Here is a 17,433-nt window from a genome sequence, read left to right as displayed (position 1 = left end):
AACGGTCCGTTTTACTGGCGGCCACGCCTATCGGGCCTTTTATCGGCCCGGGGTTGTCTGGGTTCCCCGGAGAAATGTCGGGTTTGCCCGTTGATCCCAGCGTTTTCGCCGATGATGCCGTACCAGTCCTTCGAAAAAATCGACTTTGGGGTGTCCTTGGGACGTCTCGACAAAATGTTGCGCGTGAACAAGCTGGATGAAACGCAGTCTGTTCAGCATTGAATATTTATCACCGAGGCGCCCTTGTGGCGCTTCGCTACCGTGAGATAGCCGTCCTCCATGTTTGGTTCCAACGACGACAAGAAGACCCCAGCTGCGGCTGGCGAGAAAAAAGGCCTGTTCGGATGGCTGCGCAAGAAGCCGCAGGAAACCGTCGTCGAACAGCCACAACCGCTGCCTGAGCCCGCCGCCGAGGCAGTGGTCGAAGCAACCGCGCCCATCGTCCTGCCGATTGCCGAGCCGGTGCTGCAACCGGTCGAGCCTGAGACCGTTGCTGAGCCGGTGGCCGAGCAACCGCTGACCCCGCCCGTCGAGCAAACCCCCTGGTTGACCTTGCCGGTGGCGGAAGAGCCGGTCGCGCTGGTCGAGGAAACGACGCCCCATATCACCCCGCCGATTCCAGCGCCGCCGCAGATTGTCGAGGCACCAGTCGTCGACGCTGTCATTGAGCCGCCGGTCGCCGTTGTCGCATCCCAGGTTGCGCAAGCCGCGCCCGAGCCGGCACCTGCCCTGTTGGAAACCGTCGCCCCCGTCGAGCCCGTCCGTAGCGCCGAGGAAAACAAGGTCGGCTTCTTCGCCCGCCTCAAGCAGGGCCTGTCCAAGACCAGCGCCAGTATCGGCGAAGGCATGGCCAGCCTGTTCCTGGGCAAGAAAGTCATCGACGACGAATTGCTGGAAGATATCGAGACCCGCCTGCTGACCGCCGACGTCGGTGTCGAGGCCACCTCGGTGATCATCCAGAGCCTGACCCAGAAGGTCGCGCGCAAGCAACTGACCGACGCCGATGCGCTGTACAAATCCCTGCAAGGCGAGCTGACCAGTCTGCTCAAGCCGGTTGAAAAGCCGCTGGTGATCGCCTCGCAGAACAAGCCGTTCGTGATCCTGGTCGTCGGCGTCAACGGTGCTGGCAAGACCACCACCATCGGCAAGCTGGCCAAGAAGCTGCAGCTCGAAGGCAAGAAAGTCATGCTGGCGGCGGGCGACACCTTCCGCGCGGCTGCGGTCGAACAGCTGCAAGTGTGGGGCGAGCGCAACAAGATCCCGGTGATTGCCCAGCACACCGGCGCCGACTCCGCTTCGGTGATCTTCGACGCCGTGCAGGCCGCCAAGGCCCGTGGCATCGATGTGTTGATCGCCGACACGGCCGGTCGCCTGCACACCAAAGACAACCTGATGGAAGAGTTGAAGAAGGTGCGCCGGGTGATCGGCAAGCTCGACGCCGACGCACCCCACGAAGTGCTGCTGGTGCTGGACGCCGGTACCGGCCAGAACGCCATCAACCAGGCCAAGCAATTCAACCAGACCGTCGAACTGACCGGGCTGGCCTTGACCAAGCTCGACGGCACCGCCAAGGGCGGGGTCATTTTCGCCCTGGCCAAGCAGTTCGGTCTGCCCATTCGCTATATCGGTGTGGGTGAAGGCATCGACGACTTGCGCACCTTTGAAGCCGAGCCCTTTGTCCAGGCACTGTTTGCCGAACGGGAGCATTCATGATTCGTTTCGAGCAGGTCGGTAAACGCTATCCGAACGGTCACGTCGGCTTGCATGAGCTGAGCTTTCGGGTCCGTCGGGGCGAGTTTCTGTTTGTCACCGGCCATTCCGGCGCCGGTAAAAGTACCTTGCTGCGCCTGCTGCTGGCGATGGAGCGGCCCTCCACCGGCAAACTGCTGCTGGCCGGCCAGGACCTGAGCACCATCAGCAATGCCCAGATTCCCTACCTGCGACGGCAGATCGGCGTGGTGTTCCAGAATCACCAATTGCTGTTCGATCGCACGGTGTTCAACAACGTGGCGTTGCCGTTGCAGATCCTCGGGTTGTCCAAGGCCGAGATCATCAAGCGCGTGGACTCGGCCCTGGAGCGCGTGGCCCTGTCGGACAAGACCGACCTGTACCCGGGCGACCTGTCCACCGGTCAACAGCAGCGCGTCGGCATCGCCCGCGCCATCGTCCATCGCCCGGCCTTGCTGCTGGCGGACGAACCTACCGGTAACCTCGACCCGCGCCTGGCTGCGGAGATCATGGGCGTATTCGAAGACATCAATCGCCTGGGCACCAGTGTGCTGATTGCCAGTCACGACCTGGCATTGATCGCACGTATGCGTCACCGCATGCTCACATTGCAGCGCGGACGCCTGATTGGTGACGGGGAGGCGGGTGTATGAGTGCTACTCGCAGCCCGAAAGTGGCCGAACGCGTGGCCCCGAAGGCCTCCGATCCGCAGCCGCAAAAGAAAAAACGCGACGATGATGACGGCCCGGACTTTTCCACGCTGCTGCGCGCCTGGATCGAAAGCCATCGCGCCAGCCTGCTGGACAGCCTGCGGCGCCTGGGCAAGCAACCCATCGGCAGCTTCTTTACCTGCATGGTGATGGCGGTTGCCCTGAGCCTGCCCATGGGCCTGTCATTATTGCTAAGCAATGTGGAGCGCCTGGGCGGCTCCTGGCAGCGCGCGGCGCAGATTTCCCTGTACCTGCAGATGGACGCGAGCCCCGGCGAAGGCCAGGCGTTGCGCGAGCAGATCAAGGCCATGCCGGGCGTGGCCGATGCCGAATACATCGGGCGCGAGCAGGCGCTTGAAGAATTCCAGCAGCAGTCCGGCCTGGGCGAAGCCCTCAAGGAACTGCCGGAGAACCCGCTGCCGGGCGTGGTGCTGGTGACGCCGAATGAGGTCGACAAACCGACCCTTGAAGCATTAAGACAAAGACTTTCCGAGTTGCCGAAGGTACAACAGGCGCAACTTGATCTAGTCTGGGTCGAGCGTCTTGCGGCGATCCTCAAGCTCGGCGACCGGTTTGTCTTCGGTCTGACGGTGCTGCTGGTTTCTGCATTACTTTTGGTGATAGGCAATACCATTCGTCTTCATATTGAAAACCGCCGCACCGAGATAGAAGTGATTAAACTCGTCGGCGGTACGGACAGTTATGTACGCAGGCCCTTCCTTTATATGGGCGCGCTGTATGGCTTCGGTGCCGGGATTCTGTCCTGGGGTGTATTGGCGTTCGGCCTGGACTGGCTGAACGATGCGGTAACAGGGTTGGCCGGTTTGTACGGCAGTGATTTCTCGCTGGCCGGCGTGCCAGTCGCCGACGGTCTGTCGCTCTTGCTTGGCGCGGTGCTGTTGGGTTATATCGGTGCATGGATTGCGGTCGCACGCCACTTGCGTGAGCTTGCGCCAAAATAAGTGTTTTTTTGCGTGTATTGACCTTTCAGTTTTTGTGGGAACTTGTCCTAGGGTTCCCGGTCAATTTTCGCAGTGCTGAACTGCACGAGTTATGTGAGTCGGAGGTTTTTTCGTATGACCACTTCTTTGCAACCTGCTTATGCTCTGGTCCCGGGTGCGAACCTGGAGGCCTATGTGCACACGGTCAACAGCATTCCATTGCTGACCCCCGAGCAGGAGCGTGAACTGGCCGAGAGTCTCTATTATGAGCAGGATCTTGAGGCGGCTCGGCAGATGGTGCTCGCCCACCTGCGTTTTGTCGTACATATCGCCCGCAGCTATTCCGGCTACGGGCTGGCCCAGGCCGACCTGATCCAGGAAGGCAACGTCGGCCTGATGAAGGCGGTCAAGCGTTTCAACCCGGAAATGGGTGTGCGCCTGGTGTCGTTTGCGGTGCACTGGATCAAGGCGGAAATCCACGAGTTCATCCTGCGCAACTGGCGCATCGTGAAAGTCGCGACCACCAAGGCCCAGCGCAAGCTGTTCTTCAACCTGCGCAGCCAGAAGAAGCGCCTGGCCTGGCTGAACAACGAAGAAGTCCACCGTGTCGCCGAAAGCCTGGGCGTAGAGCCTCGGGAAGTGCGCGAGATGGAAAGTCGCCTGACCGGCCATGACATGGCCTTCGACCCGGCCGCCGAAGCGGACGACGACAGCGCTTTCCAATCGCCGGCCAACTACCTGGAAGACCACCGGTACGACCCGGCGCGTCAACTGGAAGACGCCGACTGGAGTGACAACTCCAACACCAACCTGCACGAAGCCCTGGAAGTGCTGGACGAGCGCAGCCGCGACATCCTCTACCAGCGCTGGCTGGCGGAGGAAAAAGCCACGCTGCACGACCTGGCGCAGAAGTACAACGTGTCGGCCGAGCGGATTCGTCAGCTTGAGAAGAGCGCGATGAACAAGCTCAAGGTGTCGATCGCCGCCTGACTGCGATAGCGGCCATAAAAAACGCCCCGATCAGTGATGATCGGGGCGTTTTTGTTTGTGCGCTGCAATCCCCTGTGGGAGCGAGCTTGCTCGCGATAGCGGTAGATCAGTCAACTTCAATGTGGCTGACCCGCCGCTATCGCGAGCAAGCTCGCTCCCACAGGTGGGGCTTCAGTGTTGCAGCTACTGGGCCCAAGGCGCTCGCCGCGAATTGTTGAGTTCCAGCAAATAACTGTCGCCCCCCAACTGGCTCATCTGCTGACGAATCCAGCCAGCCCGCCGCAGCACATAGGGGCTCGGCCGGCCGGCGCTCCATTTGCGCGGGTTAGGCAAGACCGCCGCCAGCAGGCTGGCCTGTTGCCGGGACAAGGCGTCGGCGCCTACGCGAAAATGATGTCGTGCTGCGGCTTCGGCCCCGAACACGCCGTCATCCCACTCGACACTGTTGAGGTACACCTCAAGGATCCGCTGCTTGGGCCAGAACACTTCGATCAGTGCGGTGAACCAGGCCTCCAGCCCCTTGCGCAGCCAGCTGCGGCCCGACCACAGGAACAGGTTCTTGGACACTTGCTGGCTGAGGGTACTGGCGCCGCGAATCGAACCGCCACGCCCATTGTGGGCGAACGCGGCCTGGATCGCGCCGATGTCGAAGCCCCAGTGCTCGGGGAATTTCTGGTCTTCGCCAGCAATCACCGCCACTTTCAGGCTATCGGAGATCTGGTCCCAAGGCTGCCAGGTGCGTTGCAGGTCGATGGGGTCGCCGCCGAACCAGGATTCAACCTTGCGCTCGATCATCAGCGCCGTGAACGGCGGCGGTACCACCCGAAACAACAGCACGAGCACAACGCTGCCAACGGCGAACCAGAGCAGGGCTTTAAGGAATCGTCGAAATAATAAACGCAGCATAGAGATGGCTTGGCCGAACCCGTCGAGCGGGCCATTATACAGACCCTGTCCATCGAGTCTGACTGGAGTTCTCATGCTGCGTAGCTTTCTGATGCTGGCCGCTTTTTTCGGCTTCACAGGCGTGGCGCTGGGGGCATTTGCCGCCCATGCCCTGAAAAGCCGCCTGAGCGCCGAATACCTGGCGATTTTCCACACCGGCGTCACCTACCAACTGGTGCACACCCTGGCGTTGCTGGGCGTTGCGCTGCTGGCCACACACATTCCCGGCCGCATCGTCACCTGGGCCGGGGTTTCATTTGTGGTCGGCATCCTGTTGTTCTCCGGCAGCCTGTACCTGCTGACCCTCACGGGCATCAGCAAGCTGGGCATCATCACGCCGTTGGGCGGTGTGGCGTTCCTGATCGGCTGGGTGTGCCTGGGGCTTGCCGCCTGGCGGCTGGGCTGACCGGGCGGTCCATTTCATGACGAATGGCTTGGGTCGCCCAGACTGATCGGGCTAGAATGCCAGCCCCTAAAAATGATGGCGGCATCCGGCATGCGCATTCAGTTGAACGGCGAACCCCTTGATCTGCCCGACGGTGAAACCGTCGCGGCCCTGCTGACCCGTCTGGAACTCACCGGACGCCGCGTCGCGGTGGAACTCAATCTGGATATCGTCCCGCGCAGCCAGCACGCCGAAACCACGTTGAACGATGGCGACAGCGTCGAAGTGGTTCATGCCATTGGCGGCGGCTAGTCGCCTCGGTTTCGCAGCATTTCGCAAGAACCTCACCCCAACAGAGGATTTCCCATGAGCATCGTTCGTAGCGACAAGCCCTTCGTCCTGGCCGGTCGTACCTACCAGTCGCGTTTGCTGGTAGGCACCGGCAAATATCGCGACATGGAAGAAACCCGCCTGGCCATCGAGGCCTCGGGCGCCGAAATCGTGACCGTCGCCGTGCGCCGGACCAACATCGGCCAGAACCCGGGCGAACCGAACCTGCTGGATATCCTGCCGCCGGACCGCTACACCATCCTGCCGAACACCGCCGGTTGCTTCGACGCTATCGAGGCCGTGCGCACCTGCCGCCTGGCCCGTGAGCTGCTCGACGGCCACAACCTGGTGAAGCTGGAAGTGCTGGCGGACCAGAAAACCCTGTTCCCCAACGTGATCGAAACCCTCAAGGCCGCTGAAACCCTGGTCAAGGAAGGCTTCGACGTGATGGTCTACACCAGCGATGACCCGATCATCGCCCGTCAATTGGCGGAAATCGGCTGCATCGCGGTCATGCCGCTGGCCGGCCTGATCGGCACAGGCCTGGGGATCTGCAACCCGTACAACCTGCAGATCATCCTGGAAGAAGCCAAGATCCCGGTGTTGGTGGATGCCGGTGTCGGTACCGCTTCCGACGCCACCATCGCCATGGAACTGGGTTGCGAAGCGGTGCTGATGAACTCGGCCATCGCCCACGCCCAGCAGCCGATCCTCATGGCCGAAGCCATGAAGCACGCCATCGTCGCCGGTCGCCTGGCGTACCTGGCTGGCCGCATGCCGAAAAAACTTTACGCCAGCGCCTCCTCGCCGCTGGATGGTCTGATCAAGTAAGAGCCATTGATGACTGAATCGAACGACACGCCGGTCCTGCCGGAAGAAGGCGAAGAGCGCCAGCACCGCCGCATCAAGAGTTTCGTGATGCGCGCCGGGCGCATGACTGAAGGCCAGCAGCGCGGCCTGGAGCAGGGCGCGCCGCTGTTTGTCCTGCCGCTGGCCGATGCACCGGTGGATTTTGACCAGGTCTTCGGCCGCTCGGCCCCGCGCTCGCTGGAAATCGGCTTCGGCATGGGCCATTCGTTGCTGGAAATGGCCGCCGCCTCGCCGGAGCAGGATTTCATCGGGGTGGAAGTCCATCGTCCGGGCGTCGGTGCACTGCTCAATGGCGTGCTGACCCAAGGGCTGACCAACCTGCGGGTCTACGATTGCGACGCCATCGAAGTGCTCAGTCGCTGCGTGGCCGATAACAGCCTCGACCGGCTGATGCTGTTCTTCCCGGACCCTTGGCACAAAAGCCGCCACCACAAGCGCCGTATCGTCCAGGCGTCGTTCGCTGAACTGGTGCGCAGCAAGTTGAAGGTCGGCGGTGTGTTGCACATGGCTACCGACTGGGAACCCTACGCCGAATACATGCTGGAAGTGATGAACGTCGCCCCGGGCTATCGCAACCTGGCCGAAGACGGCAAGTGCGTGCCACGCCCGGCTGAACGGCCGATCACCAAGTTCGAGCGCCGAGGCGAACGCCTTGGGCACGGGGTTTGGGATTTGAAGTTCGAGAAGTTGGCTTAAACATCACGCGATGCTCAATGTGGGACTGAGCTTCTGTGGGAGCAAGGCTTTGTGGGAGCAAAGCTTGCTCGCGATGCAGGCAATTCGGGTTTCAAGTGGGTACCGAGGCGCTGCTATCGTGGGCAAGCCTTGCTCCCACAAAGCTTTGCTCCCACATGTGTTTGGCGGTGTGTTTCGGCTCAGCGCCGATCCGCGACTACGCCTATCAACACCAGTACCACCAACAACACCGGCGCCAGGCTGTAGTTGTTGAACTGGCTCAAGCCCCGAACGACCCACGGCGTGGCGTAGATCAGTGCCGCGCCGCTGCCGATCATGCACAGCAGGGCGATCAGCGGGACGCGCAAGGCGCCAGCGATGCTGCCCAGGCGTTGTTCGACCCAGCCCTTGATGTCGGCACCAAACAGCACCAACAGGCAGCCTACCAATGCCAGGGAGATTTCCGACAGGTTGCTGCGGCTCCAGCGGGACACGGTGGCCAACAGGTCGAGTACCAGATCCATTCGATTTCCTTGTTTTGATCAGCTCAGAAATGTCTGCAGCAAGTCGTTGAGAAACAGCTGTCCGCGCTCGGTGGCCGCCAGACGTGTCGGTTCGACCTGCAACAACCCGCTTTGTTCGGCCTCGCGCCGGCCTTCGGCCAGGCTTTGCAGGGGCAGCCCGGTGCGCTCCGGGTACAGCCGCGCTTCCACGCCCGCGGTCAGGCGCAGGGCGTTCATCAGGAACTCGAACGGCAGCTCTTCGTTGGCCAGGGTTTTCTCGCCGGCCTGGAAGCTCTTGGCCGGGTTGAGGTAGTCCTTGGGCAGGCGGGTCTTCCAGGTGCGCACGATGCGCCCGTCCGGATGGCTGAGCTTGCCGTGGGCGCCGGCACCAATGCCGATGAAGTCGCCGAAGCTCCAGTAGTTGAGGTTATGCCGCGCCGCCCGGCCGGGTTGGGCGTAGGCCGAGACTTCGTATTGGGCGTAGCCGTGTTCGGCCAGCAAGGCTTGCCCGGCTTCCTGAATGTCCCACAGCGTGTCGTCTTCGGGCAATGTCGGCGGCTGGTTCCAGAACACCGTGTTCGGCTCCAGCGTCAGCTGGTACCAGGACAAATGCGTCGGCTTCAAGGCGATGGCCTGGCGCAGGTCGCTCAAGGCGTCTTCCAGGGACTGGTCGGGCAGCCCATGCATCAGGTCCAGGTTGAAATTGTCGAAACCGGCCTGGCGAGCCATGCCGGCGGCGCGCACCGCCTCGTCGCCGTTGTGGATCCGGCCCAGGGCCTCGAGCTTGGCCTGCTGGAAACTCTGGATACCGATGGACAGGCGATTGATGCCCAAGGCCCGGTAAGCGACGAATTTTTCCTGCTCGAAGGTGCCGGGGTTGGCTTCCAGGGTGATTTCAATGTCCTGGGCGAACGGTATCCGCGCTTCCACACCCTTGAGCAATCGCCCCAAGGCTTGGGCGCTGAACAGGCTCGGGGTGCCGCCGCCGAAAAAGATCGAGCTCAACGGGCGACCATGAACCGCGTGCAAATCCTGGTCGAGGTCGGCCAGCAAGGCGTCGACATATTCCTCTTCCGGCAACTGCGGGCTGGCGGTGTGGGAGTTGAAGTCGCAATACGGGCATTTGCGCACGCACCACGGGATGTGGACGTACAACGCCAGGGGCGGCAGCACTGGCAGTGGCGCCCGAGGTGTTTGTACACCGCCATGGATCAGCGGTGCGGGAGTGTCGTCGATCATTGCAGGCCCAGGCGTTGACGCAGCAGGGCCATGGCGCGGGCGCGGTGGCTCAGTTGATTCTTTTCCACCGGCCCCAGCTCGGCGCTGGAGCAATTGCGCTCCGGCACCCAGAACAACGGGTCATAGCCAAAACCGTGCTCGCCGCTGGCTTCGGTGAGAATGCGCCCGTGCCACAGGCCTTCGCAGAGGATCGGCAATGGGTCATCGGCATGGCGGACCAGGGCCAGCACACACACGAACTGAGCGCCGCGCTCGGCTTCGGGCACGTCCTTGAGGGCGTCGAGCAGCTTGGCGTTGTTCGCCGCGTCACCTTTGCCGTCGGCGTAGCGGGCCGAGTAAATGCCTGGCGCGCCGCCCAGGAAGTCCACGGCCAGCCCGGAATCGTCGGCCAGTGCTGGCAGGCCCGAGATGCGTGCGGCATTGCGGGCCTTGAGGATGGCGTTCTCGACGAACGACAGGCCGGTCTCTTCCGGTTCCACCTGGCTGAACTCGCCAATCGAGCGCAACTGCACCGACCCGCCGAGCATGGCTTGCAGTTCCTTGAGTTTGCCGGCGTTGTGGCTGGCCAGTACGAGTTGGGTGAAGTTGATCATTGGCCCGGGAACAGTTCCTGGTTGAAGTTGATGGTGTTGATCTTGTCGCCGGTTTGCACCTTGATTTCGAAGGTCCGGACTTCCTGTTGATCCACCGGATACTGGGCGATGTAGTAGATCGCGCCTGGCTCGCTCACCTGCTTGAATTGCAGCGGGACGCTCTGGCTGGTGAGGTCTTTCACCGTGCCGCTGACCTGGGCCATCAAGGGCTTGCCATCCTTGAGCACCGAGATGTTGATCACGCCTTGTTGCTTGCTGCGAATCAGCTCGGCGGCCTTGGCGATGTCCGGTGTCAGGAAGGTGGAGTTGAAGGTGTTGTAGTGCACGGTGATATCACCGAACACTTCCTTGCGCTCGCCCTTGATAACGTCGGCGGCCATGGCGCCAACGCTCAGGCAAGCGGTGATGAGAAACAACGCTAGACGGTTCATGTCGTGCTCCTGGTAAGGCCGGGGGCTTACACCGCGACCTGATAATCGGTAAGGCCTGGGCTGCTGACCCGATAGATGCCTATCTCACCTAACAGATTAGGCCATAGCTTGCTGGCCCACCCGTGGCGGTGCTGTTGGTCCACGGCCAGGCGATCGATGACCTTGGCTTCACGCTCGCGGCACAGCGCCTCGAAATCCTCGAAGGTGCAGAAATGGATGTTCGGCGTGTTGTACCAGGTGTAGGGCAGGAACTCCGAAACCGGCATGCGGCCCTTGCTCGCCAGGTACCAGCGGCAACGCCAGTGGCCGAAGTTGGGGAAGGTGATGATGCACTGGCGTCCAACCCGCAGCATTTCGTCGAGGATCTTGTCCGGGTAGTGCACTGCTTGCAGCGCCTGGGTCATGACCACGATGTCGAAGCTGTTGCTGGCAAAGTTGCCCAGGCCCTTGTCCAGGTCCTGCTCGATGACGTTGATGCCCTTGGCGACGCATTCGGCAATGTTGTCCGGGTCGTTTTCCAGGCCGTAGCCGCTGACTTGCTTGTTGTCCCGCAGCCAGGTCAGCAGTTCGCCGTTGCCGCAGCCCAGGTCGAGCACGCGGCTGCCGGCGGGGATCCATTCCTGGATGATTTCCAGATCGGCTCTCATGGCGTCCTCACAGCGTTATACGGTTCATGTAGTTGCCGAACGCCTGCAGGTAGCGCGGGATCGGGATCAAAAAGGCGTCGTGACCCTGGGGCGCGTCGATTTCCAGGTAGCAGACGTCCTTGCGCGCGGCCATCAGCGCGTCCACCAGCTCCCGCGAGCGCGCCGGGGAGAAGCGCCAGTCGGTGGTGAACGACATCACGCAGAACTTGGCGGTGGCGTTGGCGAAGGTTTTCGCCAGGTTATCGTCGAAGTTCGCCGCCGGATCGAAGTAGTCCAGTGCCTTGGTCATCAGCAGGTACGTGTTGGCGTCAAAGCGCCCGGAGAACTCTTCACCCTGGTAACGCAGGTAGCTTTCGACCTGGAACTCGACGCTGTGGAAGTCGTAGTTGAGCTTTTCGCTCTTGAGGCCACGGCCGAATTTCTCGCCCATGGAGTCGTCGGACAGGTAGGTGATGTGCCCGACCATCCGCGCCAGCATCAGCCCGCGCTTGGGGATCACGCCGTGTTCCTGGAACGAGCCGCCATGGAACTCCGGGTCGGTGAGGATCGCCTGGCGCGCCACTTCGTTGAAGGCGATGTTCTGTGCCGACAGCTTGGGCGCCGAGGCGATTGCCAGGCAGTGGCGCACGCGGTCCGGGTAGGTGATGGTCCATTGCAGGGCCTGCATGCCTCCCAGGCTGCCACCGATCACGGCTGCCCACTGGCCGATCCCGAGGCGGTCGGCCAGGCGCGCCTGGCTGTGGACCCAGTCTTCCACGGTCAGCACCGGAAAATCGGCGCCGAAAGGTTTGCCGGTGTCCGGGTTGAGGCTGCTGGGGCCGGTGGAACCGTTGCAGCCGCCCAGGTTGTTCAGGCTGACCACGAAGAACTTGCTGGTATCGATGGGCTTGCCCGGGCCGATGCAGCTGTCCCACCAACCGGGCTTGCGGTCGTCGATGCTGTGGTAGCCGGCGGCGTGGTGGTGCCCCGACAAGGCATGGCAAATCAGCACGGCATTGCTCGCCGTGGCATTGAGGGTGCCGTAGGTTTCGTAGATCAGGTCATAGGCTGGCAACGAACGGCCGCAGGCCAGGGCCAGGGGCTCGCTGAAATGCGCCATTTGCGGCGTCACCAGACCAACGGAATCGGGGGGAAAGGCAGCTGGCATCGACCCTGCTCGCGTTGAAATGAGGCGTAAGTCTAAAGACCGCTGTGGCAGGCGGCAAGCAAAGGTGCGGCTGATTGTCCGCCGTTGTTTTTGTGGCGAGGGAGCTTGCTCCCGCTGGGGCGCGAAGCGGCCCTGTAGGAGCTGTCGAGTGCAACGAGGCTGCGATCTTTCCCCTGTGTACCGTGGGGCCAAAGCGAAAGATCAAAACAAAAGATCGCAGCCTCCGGCAGCTCCTACAGGTGCCACCCAGCGGAAGCAGGCTCCCTCGCCACAGGGTTAACTATGCCCCCGATCCAAGCCGGATCAGGTGGGCCGGACGAGGCCCGGCAACTCCGGCAGTTTCTTCGGTGAATGGATGCGCACCCGTTTCTGCCGGTTCAATTCGCCACTGACCAGGCTGACCTGGCTCTTGGACACGCCAAACGCCTTGGCCAGGAACGCCATCAGGTACGCATTGGCCTTGCCTTCGACCGGCGGGGCGGTGAGGCGGATCTTCAGGCGGTCACCGTGCAGCCCGGCGAAATCATCGCTGCGGGCTGCCGGTTGCAGGTGACACTCCAGGATCAGGTCGTCGCCATCCCAGCGAAAGTAGCTCACGTGGGTCAGATCAGCAGGCGCAGGATTTCCGGCATCATGGTTATCGCCGCCAGGTTGTTGATCACCAGCATGTCGATCAGCTTGAGCACCATGAACGCCAGGATCGGCGAGATATCCAGGCCACCGAGGTTCGGCAGGATGCGGCGGAACGGCGCCAGGGCCGGCTCGCAGATCTGGTTCACCAGTTCGGCGCCCGGGTTATGGCTGCCCGGCGCGACCCACGACAGGATCACGCTGATGATCAGGGCGAAGAAGAAAATCTTCAGGAACAGCGCGGTCACGCCAATGATCGACCAGATCAGCAGTTGCAGCGGGTTGCCGGTGGTGCCGTAGGTCAGCAGCAGGGTCAGGGCCATCAGCGCCAGTTGCACGAGGATCGCCAGGACCAGCGACGACATGTCCAGGCCGAACAGGCTCGGGATGATCCGACGCAGCGGCTTGAGCAGTGGCTGGGTGGCCTTGACGATGAACTGGCACAGCGGGTTGTAGAAGTTGGCGCGCACCAGTTGCAGCACGAAGCGCAGCAGCACGATCAGCAGGTACAGGCTGCCGAGGGTTTGCAGCACGTAGACCGCTGCAGTGTTCAATCCAATCATGAATGGCTCCTTATTGGCCCAGTTGTTCGGCCATTTCGGCCGAGCGGTGCGCGGCAGCGCCGAGTGCTTTTTCCACCAGGGCTTCGAAGCCCCCGGCCTGGAACGATTTGATGGCCGCTTCGGTGGTGCCGGCCGGCGAGGTCACGCGGCGGCGCAGCTCGGCGGCATCGACGTCGCTGGACACCGCCATGTGCGCGGCACCGAGGGCGGTCTGCAAGGTCAGCCTGGCGGCGGTTTCCCGGGGCAGGCCGAGTTTCTCGCCGGCGGCGGTCATGGCTTCGATCAGCAGGAAGAAGTACGCCGGGCCCGAGCCGGAGACGGCGGTGACGGCGTCCAGTTGCTGTTCGGTGTCCAGCCACAGTGCCAGGCCGACAGCCGACAGCAGTTCTTCGGCCTGCTGGCGTTGTGCAGCGGACACTTGGGAAGTGGCGAACAGGCCGCTGACGCCCTGGCGCAGCAGTGCCGGGGTGTTGGGCATGCAGCGTACGATCGGCTGCTCGCCGAGCCAGTTGTTCATGCTGGCGCACGTGATGCCGGCGGCAATCGACACCACCAGTTGATGAGGCTTGAGACTTGGGCGCAGGGCCGCGCAGACGGTTTTCATCGCCTGCGGCTTGACCGCCAGCACGATGACGTCCGCGCCGTCGATGGCCTGGGCGTTGTCGGCGAAGGTTTCTATACCGTGTTCGGCGCTCACCCGGGTGCGGGTCTCTTCGCCCGGATCGCTGGCGCGGATCAGGGAAGCGTCCAGGCCCTTGGCCCGCAGGCCGCCGATCAGGCTGGCGGCCATGTTGCCGGCGCCGATGAAGGCAATACGCGTGTTGCTCATGACAGGTCCTTATAAAGAGATGAGTCGGCCATGTTTCAGGATTGACCGTAGTCGCGGGCACCAAACAGGGCAGTACCGATGCGCACCCAGGTGGCGCCCTGGGCAATGGCCGACTCAAGGTCGTGGCTCATGCCCATGGAAAGGGTGTCCAGCGGTAGCGCCAGGCTGGCTTGCAGGCGTTCAACGGCGGCGAAGGCGGCGTCCTGGGCGGCGCGGTCTTCGGTGGGTTCGGGAATCGCCATCAACCCGCGCAGTTTCAGGCGGGGCAGGGCGCTGATGGCGTTGGCCAGGGCGGGCAGGTCCGCCGGGGTGCAGCCGGATTTGCTGGCTTCACCGCTGACGTTGACCTGAATGCAGATATTCAGCGGTGGCAAGTCGGCCGGGCGCTGCTCGGACAGGCGCTGTGCAATTTTCAAGCGATCCACGGAATGCACCCAGTCGAAATGTTCGGCGATAGCGCGCGTCTTGTTCGATTGAATGGGGCCGATGAAGTGCCAGATCAAGGGCAGGTCGGTCAGTTCGAGCTGTTTGCCCAAGGCTTCTTGCAGGTAGTTCTCGCCGAAGTCCCGCAGGCCGGCAGCATAGGCTTCGCGCAGGGCCTGGACGGGTTTGGTCTTGCTCACGGCCAGCAGTTTGACACTGTGTTCGGCACGCTGGGCGGCCTGCTCCGCAGCGCGGATGCGCGAACTAACCTGAGCGATGTTGTCTGCTATCGTGGACATAAAGAAGCGCCAGCGGTGAGGTTCGCGGCATTCTACTGGAATTGAGGAGCGCTATGGATATCACTGAGTTACTGGCGTTCAGCGCCAAGCAGGGCGCGTCGGACCTGCACCTGTCCGCCGGGCTGCCACCGATGATCCGCGTCGATGGCGATGTCAGGCGCATCAACCTGCCGGCACTGGACCACAAGCAGGTTCATGAACTGATCTACGACATCATGAACGACCGGCAGCGAGTAGATTACGAAAAGTTTCTGGAGACTGACTTTTCTTTCGAGGTACCGGGCGTCGCGCGGTTCCGGGTCAACGCTTTCAACCAGAATCGCGGTGCGGGGGCGGTGTTTCGGACCATTCCGTCGAAAGTCCTGACCATGGAAGACCTGGGGATGGGCGAGGTGTTTCGCAAAGTGACCGAGGCGCCTCGTGGGCTGGTGTTGGTGACCGGGCCGACCGGGTCAGGCAAATCCACCACCCTGGCGGCCATGATCGATTACTTGAACAGCCACAAGCACCATCACATCCTCACCATCGAAGACCCTATCGAATTCGTTCACGAACCGCGCAAATGCCTGATCAACCAGCGTGAGGTGCACCGCGACACCCAGGGTTTCTCCACGGCCCTGCGTTCGGCCCTGCGGGAGGACCCGGACGTGATCCTGGTGGGGGAGATGCGCGACCTTGAAACCATTCGCCTGGCGCTGACCGCCGCGGAAACCGGGCACCTGGTGTTCGGCACCCTGCACACCACGTCGGCGGCCAAGACCATCGACCGGGTGGTGGACGTGTTCCCTGGTGACGAGAAGTCCATGGTTCGCTCGATGTTGTCGGAATCGTTGCAGGCGGTGATTTCCCAGACGCTGGTCAAGAAAATCGGCGGCGGCCGGATCGCGGCGCATGAAATCATGCTGGGTACCTCGGCCATCCGGAACCTGATCCGCGAAGACAAGGTGGCGCAGATGTACTCGGCCATCCAGACCGGCGGTTCGCTGGGGATGCAGACGCTGGACATGTGCCTGAAGGACTTGGTGAACAAGGGACTGATCAGCCGCGAACATGCGCGGGAGCGGGCGCGTACGCCGGATAACTTCTAGAGGGGTGCTGCTTTTGCAGGCCTCATCGCGAGCAAGCTCGCTCCCACAGGACTTTCAGCGAATGGAAATCCAGTGTGGGAGCGAGCTTGCTCGCGATGAGGTCATCAGCTACAGCAAAAGTGCCGGAATCAGCGCTGAACCACGCGCATCGCACCCGGCTCTTTCGGCAGCACGCGCTTGGCCACCACGTAGTGAGTGTCCCAGTACGGCTTGTTCAAGGTGTCGATGCTCACCGACTTGCCACGGCGCGGGGCGTGGATGAAGCGGTCGTTGCCCAGGTAGATGGCCACGTGGTTGACCCGGCGGCTCTTGAGCTTGAAGAAGATCAGGTCGCCGGGCTTGAGGTCCTTGCGATCGACTTTCTCGCCATGACCGGCGGCCATGGCGTTGGAGGTGCGCGGAAGGTCGAAGGTAGCGTCGTTGAAGGCGTATTTCACCAGTCCGCTGCAATCGAAACCTTTACTTGGGCTACTGCCGCCCCAACGATAAGGTGTGCCGAGTACATTCACGGCGCGGCTCAACACATTGCTGCTCGCTTTGGTCGCCATCGGCGGGACCAGCTTGCTGTTGGCTGTGCTCACGCGCTGGGCGCCTGGCTTGTTCTTGCTCAAGGAAGCAGAAACATGGGATTTCGGGGTATAGCCGTTGACGTTGGGAAGACGTTGCTCACGATTGGTGGCGTGGGCGGCCAGTGGCAATAATAGGCAAATGGTTAGCCATGTCTTGAAAAATGGACGCATTAGGCAAGGCTCTTAAAGGTTGGCGCGCAACTTTATAACAGCTTTTTTTGCGTTTCCGAGGCCGTTTGTCGATTCGAAACGCAGCGCAAAACCCAGCAAAATGCGACAAATTGACCTGATTGTCTGACAGAACCCCTATACCACGGGGCTTTCGCCGGCTCGAGTCGCCGAGGACCGCTTGTCGGCTGGACACGAAAAAGTCACAAAAACTCCGAAAAAATTTATCTATCGAGGCAAAAGAGGCCATTCATGAACAGCTATCAGCAGGATGCAATCCGCGATACTCACAGCAAGGTCATTGGGTATCTGCTGTGGATTTTCGGTTTCACCGGTGCCCATCGTTTCTATTACGGCAAGCCGGTCACGGGCACGATCTGGTTCTTCACCTTCGGCCTGCTGGGCATTGGCTGGCTGATCGACTTGTTCCTGATTCCGGCCATGGATCGCGAAGCGGACCTGCGTTTCACCCCGGGGCCTATCGAATACAGCGTGGCGTGGATTCTGTTGACGTTTCTCGGGGTGCTGGGCGTACACCGCATGTACCAGGGCAAATGGCTCAGCGGGATTCTCTACCTGCTGACCGGCGGGGTGTTTTTCCTGGGGGTTCTGTATGACTTCTGGACGCTGAATGATCAGGTGTCGATTCGTAATGCGCAGAAGCGTGGGGCTTTTCAGTAAGACCGGGTCGCCTGCATCGCGAGCAAGCTCGCTCCCACACTGGATCGAG

22 protein-coding genes are annotated in these 17,433 nt (G+C 61.9%); 10 read left to right on the top strand and 12 right to left on the bottom strand.

All coding sequences use genetic code 11. The features are described from left to right. Positions 1-279 precede the first annotated feature (279 nt). The 4 genes from ftsY (at position 280) to rpoH (ending at position 4,369) form a co-directional block, all read left to right on the top strand. Positions 280-1,713, top strand: coding sequence for a signal recognition particle-docking protein FtsY (ftsY, locus tag KI235_RS28565; protein ID WP_028237456.1), 1,434 nt, complete (start codon positions 280-282; stop codon positions 1,711-1,713). Beyond that, positions 1,710-2,381 carry a cell division ATP-binding protein FtsE gene (gene ftsE, locus KI235_RS28560; RefSeq protein ID WP_003177474.1) on the top strand — a complete coding sequence of 224 codons (672 nt, stop codon included), beginning with the start codon at positions 1,710-1,712 and terminating at the stop codon, positions 2,379-2,381. The genes ftsY and ftsE overlap by 4 nt, the downstream gene beginning before the upstream one ends. Beyond that, the gene (gene ftsX / locus KI235_RS28555; protein WP_003206508.1) at positions 2,378-3,400 is read left to right on the top strand and encodes a permease-like cell division protein FtsX; all 1,023 of its coding nucleotides are present in this window, start codon (positions 2,378-2,380) and stop codon (positions 3,398-3,400) included. Before ftsE ends, ftsX begins: the two co-directional genes overlap by 4 nt. Before the next feature lie 114 nt (positions 3,401-3,514). Next, complete coding sequence (gene rpoH / locus KI235_RS28550; RefSeq protein ID WP_003177476.1) at positions 3,515-4,369, top strand: RNA polymerase sigma factor RpoH; 855 nt, start codon at positions 3,515-3,517, stop codon at positions 4,367-4,369. Positions 4,370-4,552: 183 nt separating this feature from the next. Here rpoH and mtgA read toward each other — a convergent pair whose 3' ends face one another. After that, a complete protein-coding gene (mtgA, locus tag KI235_RS28545; protein ID WP_003206505.1) occupies positions 4,553-5,275 on the bottom strand; it encodes a monofunctional biosynthetic peptidoglycan transglycosylase in 723 nt (240 codons plus the stop codon). A 73-nt stretch (positions 5,276-5,348) separates the two neighbouring features. Between mtgA and KI235_RS28540 the strand changes: the two genes are divergently transcribed. The 4 genes from KI235_RS28540 to trmB all read left to right on the top strand — a co-directional run bounded on the left by KI235_RS28540 (position 5,349) and on the right by trmB (position 7,595). Then, positions 5,349-5,720, top strand: coding sequence for a DUF423 domain-containing protein (locus tag KI235_RS28540; protein WP_003206503.1), 372 nt, complete (start codon positions 5,349-5,351; stop codon positions 5,718-5,720). Between the two features lie 90 nt (positions 5,721-5,810). Next, complete coding sequence (thiS, locus tag KI235_RS28535; protein WP_018609493.1) at positions 5,811-6,011, top strand: sulfur carrier protein ThiS; 201 nt, start codon at positions 5,811-5,813, stop codon at positions 6,009-6,011. Positions 6,012-6,065: 54 nt separating this feature from the next. Continuing rightward, on the top strand, positions 6,066-6,860 hold the full coding sequence (locus tag KI235_RS28530) for a thiazole synthase (protein WP_003177480.1): 795 nt from the start codon (positions 6,066-6,068) through the stop codon (positions 6,858-6,860). Between the two features lie 9 nt (positions 6,861-6,869). After that, positions 6,870-7,595: a tRNA (guanosine(46)-N7)-methyltransferase TrmB gene (trmB, locus tag KI235_RS28525; protein ID WP_003206499.1), complete on the top strand. Its 726-nt coding sequence runs from the start codon at positions 6,870-6,872 to the stop codon at positions 7,593-7,595. A 179-nt stretch (positions 7,596-7,774) separates the two neighbouring features. On the opposite strand, the gene KI235_RS28520 is transcribed toward trmB, so the two are convergent. The 10 genes from KI235_RS28520 to KI235_RS28475 all read right to left on the bottom strand — a co-directional run bounded on the left by KI235_RS28520 (position 7,775) and on the right by KI235_RS28475 (position 14,878). Further along, positions 7,775-8,098: a DUF3392 domain-containing protein gene (locus KI235_RS28520; RefSeq protein WP_003177482.1), complete on the bottom strand. Its 324-nt coding sequence runs from the start codon at positions 8,096-8,098 to the stop codon at positions 7,775-7,777. Positions 8,099-8,116: 18 nt separating this feature from the next. Then, entirely contained in the window at positions 8,117-9,316 is a 1,200-nt protein-coding gene (hemW, locus tag KI235_RS28515) for a radical SAM family heme chaperone HemW (RefSeq protein WP_003206497.1), read from the bottom strand. Beyond that, positions 9,313-9,909: an RdgB/HAM1 family non-canonical purine NTP pyrophosphatase gene (gene rdgB, locus KI235_RS28510; RefSeq protein WP_013694468.1), complete on the bottom strand. Its 597-nt coding sequence runs from the start codon at positions 9,907-9,909 to the stop codon at positions 9,313-9,315. The genes hemW and rdgB overlap by 4 nt, the downstream gene beginning before the upstream one ends. Beyond that, on the bottom strand, positions 9,906-10,340 hold the full coding sequence (locus KI235_RS28505; protein WP_053163545.1) for a DUF4426 domain-containing protein: 435 nt from the start codon (positions 10,338-10,340) through the stop codon (positions 9,906-9,908). Before KI235_RS28505 ends, rdgB begins: the two co-directional genes overlap by 4 nt. A 26-nt stretch (positions 10,341-10,366) precedes the next feature. Beyond that, the gene (gene metW / locus KI235_RS28500; protein WP_003206492.1) at positions 10,367-10,987 is read right to left on the bottom strand and encodes a methionine biosynthesis protein MetW; all 621 of its coding nucleotides are present in this window, start codon (positions 10,985-10,987) and stop codon (positions 10,367-10,369) included. A 7-nt stretch (positions 10,988-10,994) separates the two neighbouring features. Further along, positions 10,995-12,134, bottom strand: a complete 1,140-nt coding sequence (locus KI235_RS28495; protein ID WP_003206490.1) for a homoserine O-acetyltransferase — start codon at positions 12,132-12,134, stop codon at positions 10,995-10,997. A 303-nt stretch (positions 12,135-12,437) separates the two neighbouring features. Beyond that, positions 12,438-12,731 carry a DUF167 domain-containing protein gene (locus KI235_RS28490; protein WP_003206488.1) on the bottom strand — a complete coding sequence of 98 codons (294 nt, stop codon included), beginning with the start codon at positions 12,729-12,731 and terminating at the stop codon, positions 12,438-12,440. Positions 12,732-12,736: 5 nt separating this feature from the next. Then, the gene (locus KI235_RS28485) at positions 12,737-13,327 is read right to left on the bottom strand and encodes a YggT family protein (RefSeq protein ID WP_003206487.1); all 591 of its coding nucleotides are present in this window, start codon (positions 13,325-13,327) and stop codon (positions 12,737-12,739) included. A 10-nt stretch (positions 13,328-13,337) separates the two neighbouring features. Further along, entirely contained in the window at positions 13,338-14,156 is an 819-nt protein-coding gene (gene proC, locus KI235_RS28480; protein WP_013694466.1) for a pyrroline-5-carboxylate reductase, read from the bottom strand. Positions 14,157-14,191: 35 nt separating this feature from the next. Further along, complete coding sequence (locus KI235_RS28475; protein WP_003206483.1) at positions 14,192-14,878, bottom strand: YggS family pyridoxal phosphate-dependent enzyme; 687 nt, start codon at positions 14,876-14,878, stop codon at positions 14,192-14,194. Positions 14,879-14,931: 53 nt separating this feature from the next. On the opposite strand from KI235_RS28475, the gene KI235_RS28470 reads away from it, so the two are divergent. Continuing rightward, positions 14,932-15,966, top strand: a complete 1,035-nt coding sequence (locus KI235_RS28470; RefSeq protein ID WP_003206482.1) for a type IV pilus twitching motility protein PilT — start codon at positions 14,932-14,934, stop codon at positions 15,964-15,966. A gap of 128 nt (positions 15,967-16,094) precedes the next feature. On the opposite strand, the gene KI235_RS28465 is transcribed toward KI235_RS28470, so the two are convergent. Next, positions 16,095-16,706, bottom strand: coding sequence for a C40 family peptidase (locus KI235_RS28465; RefSeq protein WP_003206478.1), 612 nt, complete (start codon positions 16,704-16,706; stop codon positions 16,095-16,097). Between the two features lie 249 nt (positions 16,707-16,955). Here KI235_RS28465 and KI235_RS28460 point away from each other — a divergent pair, with 249 nt between their 5' ends. Then, complete coding sequence (locus tag KI235_RS28460; protein WP_003206477.1) at positions 16,956-17,384, top strand: TM2 domain-containing protein; 429 nt, start codon at positions 16,956-16,958, stop codon at positions 17,382-17,384. Positions 17,385-17,433: the final 49 nt, after the last annotated feature.

Origin of the sequence: Pseudomonas sp. St386, from assembly GCF_018325865.1 — a bacterium.
In the GTDB taxonomy this organism is placed as follows: domain Bacteria; phylum Pseudomonadota; class Gammaproteobacteria; order Pseudomonadales; family Pseudomonadaceae; genus Aquipseudomonas; species Aquipseudomonas brassicacearum.
Note: the sequence above shows the minus strand (reverse complement) of the source record. Positions and strands in the feature narration are given on the sequence as shown.

Coding starts and splice junctions, on each gene's coding strand:
- ftsY (WP_028237456.1), top strand. CDS start 280: ATGTTTGGTTCCAACGACGACAAGAAGACCCCAGCTGCGGCTGGCGAG.
- ftsE (WP_003177474.1), top strand. CDS start 1,710: ATGATTCGTTTCGAGCAGGTCGGTAAACGCTATCCGAACGGTCACGTC.
- ftsX (WP_003206508.1), top strand. CDS start 2,378: ATGAGTGCTACTCGCAGCCCGAAAGTGGCCGAACGCGTGGCCCCGAAG.
- rpoH (WP_003177476.1), top strand. CDS start 3,515: ATGACCACTTCTTTGCAACCTGCTTATGCTCTGGTCCCGGGTGCGAAC.
- mtgA (WP_003206505.1), bottom strand. CDS start 5,275: ATGCTGCGTTTATTATTTCGACGATTCCTTAAAGCCCTGCTCTGGTTC.
- KI235_RS28540 (WP_003206503.1), top strand. CDS start 5,349: ATGCTGCGTAGCTTTCTGATGCTGGCCGCTTTTTTCGGCTTCACAGGC.
- thiS (WP_018609493.1), top strand. CDS start 5,811: ATGCGCATTCAGTTGAACGGCGAACCCCTTGATCTGCCCGACGGTGAA.
- KI235_RS28530 (WP_003177480.1), top strand. CDS start 6,066: ATGAGCATCGTTCGTAGCGACAAGCCCTTCGTCCTGGCCGGTCGTACC.
- trmB (WP_003206499.1), top strand. CDS start 6,870: ATGACTGAATCGAACGACACGCCGGTCCTGCCGGAAGAAGGCGAAGAG.
- KI235_RS28520 (WP_003177482.1), bottom strand. CDS start 8,098: ATGGATCTGGTACTCGACCTGTTGGCCACCGTGTCCCGCTGGAGCCGC.
- hemW (WP_003206497.1), bottom strand. CDS start 9,316: ATGATCGACGACACTCCCGCACCGCTGATCCATGGCGGTGTACAAACA.
- rdgB (WP_013694468.1), bottom strand. CDS start 9,909: ATGATCAACTTCACCCAACTCGTACTGGCCAGCCACAACGCCGGCAAA.
- KI235_RS28505 (WP_053163545.1), bottom strand. CDS start 10,340: ATGAACCGTCTAGCGTTGTTTCTCATCACCGCTTGCCTGAGCGTTGGC.
- metW (WP_003206492.1), bottom strand. CDS start 10,987: ATGAGAGCCGATCTGGAAATCATCCAGGAATGGATCCCCGCCGGCAGC.
- KI235_RS28495 (WP_003206490.1), bottom strand. CDS start 12,134: ATGCCAGCTGCCTTTCCCCCCGATTCCGTTGGTCTGGTGACGCCGCAA.
- KI235_RS28485 (WP_003206487.1), bottom strand. CDS start 13,327: ATGATTGGATTGAACACTGCAGCGGTCTACGTGCTGCAAACCCTCGGC.
- proC (WP_013694466.1), bottom strand. CDS start 14,156: ATGAGCAACACGCGTATTGCCTTCATCGGCGCCGGCAACATGGCCGCC.
- KI235_RS28475 (WP_003206483.1), bottom strand. CDS start 14,878: ATGTCCACGATAGCAGACAACATCGCTCAGGTTAGTTCGCGCATCCGC.
- KI235_RS28470 (WP_003206482.1), top strand. CDS start 14,932: ATGGATATCACTGAGTTACTGGCGTTCAGCGCCAAGCAGGGCGCGTCG.
- KI235_RS28465 (WP_003206478.1), bottom strand. CDS start 16,706: ATGCGTCCATTTTTCAAGACATGGCTAACCATTTGCCTATTATTGCCA.
- KI235_RS28460 (WP_003206477.1), top strand. CDS start 16,956: ATGAACAGCTATCAGCAGGATGCAATCCGCGATACTCACAGCAAGGTC.